This is a genomic window from Nocardioides sp. CPCC 206348 (assembly GCF_048654705.1).
In the GTDB taxonomy this organism is placed as follows: domain Bacteria; phylum Actinomycetota; class Actinomycetes; order Propionibacteriales; family Nocardioidaceae; genus Nocardioides.
This window is the reverse complement of sequence record NZ_JBMCZA010000197.1, coordinates 8286-12770: the sequence shown is the minus strand read 5'-3', so window position 1 is coordinate 12770 and position 4485 is coordinate 8286. Positions and strand designations below refer to the sequence as shown.

The 4485-nt window shown below is 69.5% G+C and carries 6 protein-coding genes; 4 read left to right on the top strand and 2 right to left on the bottom strand.

Annotated features, from left to right (window positions below; translation table 11 throughout):
* Positions 1–1010: RtcB family protein (locus ACOADB_RS18390; RefSeq protein ID WP_378601638.1), on the bottom strand; the 1010-nt coding region annotated here is incomplete at its 3' end.
* A gap of 117 nt (positions 1011–1127) precedes the next feature.
* Here ACOADB_RS18390 and ACOADB_RS18385 point away from each other — a divergent pair.
* Positions 1128–1439, top strand: a complete 312-nt coding sequence (locus ACOADB_RS18385; RefSeq protein ID WP_378601647.1) for a chorismate mutase — start codon at positions 1128–1130, stop codon at positions 1437–1439.
* A gap of 4 nt (positions 1440–1443) precedes the next feature.
* Here the strand turns inward: ACOADB_RS18385 and ACOADB_RS18380 are convergent, their stop codons facing one another.
* On the bottom strand, positions 1444–2244 hold the full coding sequence (locus ACOADB_RS18380; protein WP_378601635.1) for an SseB family protein: 801 nt from the start codon (positions 2242–2244) through the stop codon (positions 1444–1446).
* 175 nt (positions 2245–2419) lie between these two features.
* Here ACOADB_RS18380 and ACOADB_RS18375 point away from each other — a divergent pair, with 175 nt between their 5' ends.
* The 3 genes from ACOADB_RS18375 to ACOADB_RS18365 form a co-directional block, all read left to right on the top strand.
* A complete protein-coding gene (locus ACOADB_RS18375) occupies positions 2420–3634 on the top strand; it encodes a DUF2786 domain-containing protein (RefSeq protein ID WP_378601632.1) in 1215 nt (404 codons plus the stop codon).
* A gap of 18 nt (positions 3635–3652) precedes the next feature.
* Positions 3653–4192: a Uma2 family endonuclease gene (locus ACOADB_RS18370; protein ID WP_378601629.1), complete on the top strand. Its 540-nt coding sequence runs from the start codon at positions 3653–3655 to the stop codon at positions 4190–4192.
* Between the two features lie 65 nt (positions 4193–4257).
* Positions 4258–4485: LON peptidase substrate-binding domain-containing protein (locus ACOADB_RS18365; RefSeq protein WP_378601626.1), on the top strand; the 228-nt coding region annotated here is incomplete at its 3' end.

Sequence of the window (4485 nt, the reverse complement as noted above, 5' to 3'; positions counted from 1 at the left end):
GTGAACGTGCGCCGGGCCCGAGAGCGCGAGTACTCCCGCCCCGCACCGTGCGGCGCGGAGTTGAGCGCCAGCTTGTTGCCGAGCCCGCTGACGACGTACGACGCCGTCCCCATCGAACCCGGGATCAGCCCCGGCCGCCCGAGCTCGGCGTTGATCGCGCCCTTGCGGGAGAGCCACACCTGCTTGTTGAAGTGGGTCTCCTGCTCGGTGTAGTTGTGGTGGCAGTTGATCTCCTCGCACCGCTCCACGTCGTCGACCGACCCGAGTCCGACCCAGTCGGCGAACTGCCGCACGACCCGGTCCATCATCTCCTCGCGGTTGAGCAGCGCGTAGAGCTGCGCCCACCGCATCTCGCGGATGTAGGCCCAGAACTCGTCGGTGCCCTCGGCCAGGTAGGCGAGGTCCTTGTCGGGCAGCGGGATCCACCACTTCTCGCACAGGTCGCGCGCGACCTTGATGTGCTTCTGGGCGATCTTGTTGCCCACGCCCCGTGAGCCGGAGTGCAGGAACAGCCAGACCCGCTGCTCCTCGTCGACGGTGACCTCGATGAAGTGATTGCCGGATCCGAGCGTTCCCAGCTGCAGCTCCCACCGGCTCGCGTAGCGGCCCGGCTCGAAGCCGGCTTCGCTCGCCGCGGCAGCGAGCTGCTCGAGCCGCTGCTCGGTGTGGGGTCGGCTGACCTTGCGGTTGGCCGCGCCGGCTGAGAGCGGGATCGCCCGCTCGATGGCTTCGCGCAGCGGACGCCGATCGGTCGGCAGCTGGTCGGCGGTGAACTGGGTGCGCACGGCGATCATGCCGCAGCCGATGTCGACGCCGACCGCGGCCGGGATGATGGCGCCGAGGGTCGGAATGACCGAACCCACCGTCGCCCCCAGGCCCAGGTGGGCGTCGGGCATCAGCGCGAGGTGCGGGAAGATGAACGGCATCGTCGCCGTCGTCACCGCCTGGTCGCGCGTGCCCTGCTCGAGGATCGAAGCCCAGTTGATGAGCTTCGGCGTGATCTTCTCCATCGTGGTTTCCTCTGGTCTGCCTTTCTGGTTCTCGTCGACCCGCACACGCGGGCCAACCGATCACGTTAGGTCCGCGGAAATGCCTTGCACACGGCATTTACCGACGCGTACGGCAGGATGGAGCCCGTGAGTGCAGAAGAAGCGCGGGCCGAGCTCCACCGTCTCCGGTCGAGCATCGACAACCTCGACGCCGCCCTCGTGCACCTGCTCGCGGAGCGGTTCAAGTGCACCGAGCAGGTGGGCCAGCTGAAGGCGAAGGCCGGCATGCCGCCCGCGGACCCGGCGCGCGAGTCGGTGCAGATCGCCCGCCTCCGTTCGATGGCGGAGAGCTCCGGGCTGGACCCGCACTTCGCCGAGAAGATCCTCAACGTGATCATCGCGGAGGTCATCCGCAACCACGAGCAGTTCGCCGAGGACGCCGAGGTCTGATCGTTCAGCGCGTCTCGTCGAGCACCCCGCGGATCCACTCGGGCGTCGCCGCGAACGATGACGGGTGCTGCGGGTCGATGACGAGTACGTCGTACTGCTCGGCCACCAGGGCGAGGACGCCGGCTGCCGGACGCTGCTGTACGTCGACGGCCTTTCCCTCGTAGAAGGCGGCGAGCCGGGTGCTGTCGGTGAAGGCCAGTGCGACGCGCTCGCCCCGGCCGTTGCGGATGTGGGTCGGTGCCGTGCCGTCGCCGCCGGGGTCGACCACGACCAGCAGGTCGGCCGTGAGCAGGAGGCGCAGCACGTGGGTGTACGTGTCGTCGTTCTGCTCGGCGCGGTACGCGTCCATCGCGGGTTGCACGTCGGGGGCGGCGATGACCACCTTCGTCGTGATCAGTGCCTGTCCGGCAGGGACCCAGCGCTTGAGGTAGGAGAGGTTGGCCAGCGGAATCCAGGCGCCGATGCCCGGGTGGTCCAGCACGATGCCGCTGACCCCTCGTTGGGCGTACGACGCCAGCCAGTCGAGTGCAGCCGGCATCGGAACGCCCAGGACCGTGCCCTCGCCAGCCGCCGCCTGCGCCCGTGCCTGGTTGCTGTAGACGGCGATGAGCGAGCCGACGCCCTCGAGCTGCAGGCCCGTCGGCCGCGGCTCCTCGGTCGTGCCGTTGTTCACGACGAACCAGAGGCCGAGCCGGGCAGCGGCCTCCCACAGCGCCATCTCGGCCGCCTGGTCCCCGGGAGCGGCGCGACGGGCGTCGTTGCGGCGGTCGAGTTCCTCGATCAGGACGGGTGCGTTGTCGGTCATGCGGACCACCGTGCCCACGAGCCGCGGCGTCAATCTGCTCCGTCGCGCACGTCCGCCAACCGTCCACAGGCATTCCTGTGGCGGTTCCTCCTCCACAGGACCGGTGGCGCCGTGGTTCGGATGTCCGACCTGTCGGCGAACGTCCCTGGTCCGGCACGCGGAGCAGGAGGAGCAGATGACAGATCGGCATGACGTACGGGCGGTGCGTGAGGCATGGCAACGGCTGCTGTGGCGGGCGACGGAAGTGAGACGGCAGCCGACCGCGGAGTCAGACCGGCTGGCGCTGTGGTCGGTGTCAGTCGTTGATCCCGCCGGGGAGCAGATCCTGCTCGAGGTGATCGCTGGCGCCTGGTCGCAGGGCTGGCAACCCGGCGAACTGGTGCACGTCGTGGCGCGGAAGGCCGACCGGATCGCGGCGCGACTCGTCGATCTCGCGATCGTTGCCGACCACGACCGCCGCACGTCCCAGGTGATCGACCCGCGCTGGCAGGCCCAGATCGACCGGCTGGACAGCCGGGGCGAGTCGACCCGCCACGACTGGCTGCGCCAGTGGCGACGGCGGGAAGGACTGGATCGGCGGCGGTGCTACGACGCGGTCGGGGCTGCATGGCGAGTGCTCTCCCGGTTGCCGCAACTTCCCCTGCTCATCCCGCCGCCCGGGGTCGATCCCTCGTTGGTCGCGACGGGTGCCCCGATGCTTGCCGCCGCGGCGGACCCCCTGCTCGACCGGATTCGCAAGCTCCTGGCCAAGGCGGAGTCGACCACCTTCGAGGCCGAAGCAGAACTGTTGACGGCGAAGGCCCAGGAGTTGATGGCCAGGCACGCCGTGGATCGAGTCCGGCTCGAACAGTGCCCGGCGGGAGATGAGCCGTGCATGACGCGAGTGCTGCTCGAACCGCCGTATGTCGTGGTGAAGGGGGCGCTGCTTGCTGCCGTTGCTGATGCCAACAGGTGCCGGGCGATCGGGATCAACGGCCTCGACCTGAGCGTCGTCGTCGGTCATGCCGACGACCTCGCTGCCGTCGAGGTCCTGTTCACCTCGCTGCTCGTGCAGGTCGGCCGTGCGCTCGCCGAGGCCGCCCGCAACGCCGTTGCAGGGGACCGGTCCCGGACCTCTGCCTTCCGTCGCTCTTTCCATCTCGGATTCGCGTCGAGGATCGCGGAGCGTCTGGCCGCGGCGAACGGCGCTGTCCTGGCCGAGGCCGGGGCTGTCGCTTCGCTCCCTGTGCTCCGGAGTCGGGCGCGGGCGGTCGATGACACGGTCGAGCGCCTGTTCGGAGGCGCGTTGACCGAGAGCAGGATCGGCGGCCGCCATGACGCATGGGGTGCGGCCCAAGGACGGTCGGCCGCTGATCTCGCCCTACTCAACGCTGGCGAGCTGTCTGCGTGAGGAGGCACCATGGAACCCATGACCACCCCGACTCTCGGCCCGGGGCACACGCGCGACGACTACTACGCGTTGCCCGATGACGGACTGCGTTACGAACTGCTCGACGGCGAGATCACCGTGGTCCCCGCACCCTCCTACGACCACCAGCGGATGTCGGCTGAGCTCCACATGGCTCTGCACGCGGCCCGGCCCGAGGGCCTGGTCGTGCTTGCGGCGCCCTTCGATGTCGAGCTCGAGGTCACGTCCGTCGTCCAGCCCGACCTGATGGTGGTGGGACGCCACGTGCCGGAGCAGCGCGGACTGATGGAGCCACCGTTGCTCGTCGTCGAGATCCTCTCGCCGAGCGGGCGTGGCCGCGACCAGGTGCGGAAGAAGCGGCTCTACGAACGTGCCGGTGTGCCGTCGTACTGGATCGTGGACCCCGAGGTTCCCAGCCTGACGGCGTGGGAGCTGCGCGACGGGCGCTACGAGGTCGCGGCGCTGGTCTCTGGCGACGAGGAGTGGATCGCACGGGCGCCGTACGCCGTCCGGATCGTTCCGGCGGAGTTGTACGCCTGAAAGTTCCCGGGTTCGCCATCCGCGAACAACGGAACAGCACGAACCCGGAATGCATTGGAAGGTGCATGACGAACCCTGTGCAGCTTCCCGTGCTGTTCCTCTCCGACGTGGTGGTGCTTCCCGGGATGGTGGTGCGCGTCGAGCTCGACGAGCCGGCCCGGGCCGCCATCGACGCCGCCCAGCTCGCCGCCCGTGAGTCGGGCGACCCCGCCCAGGTCCTGGTCGCCCCGCGCCTCGAGGACCGCTACGCGTCGTACGGCGTCGTGGCGAGCATCGAGAAGGTCGGCCGGTTC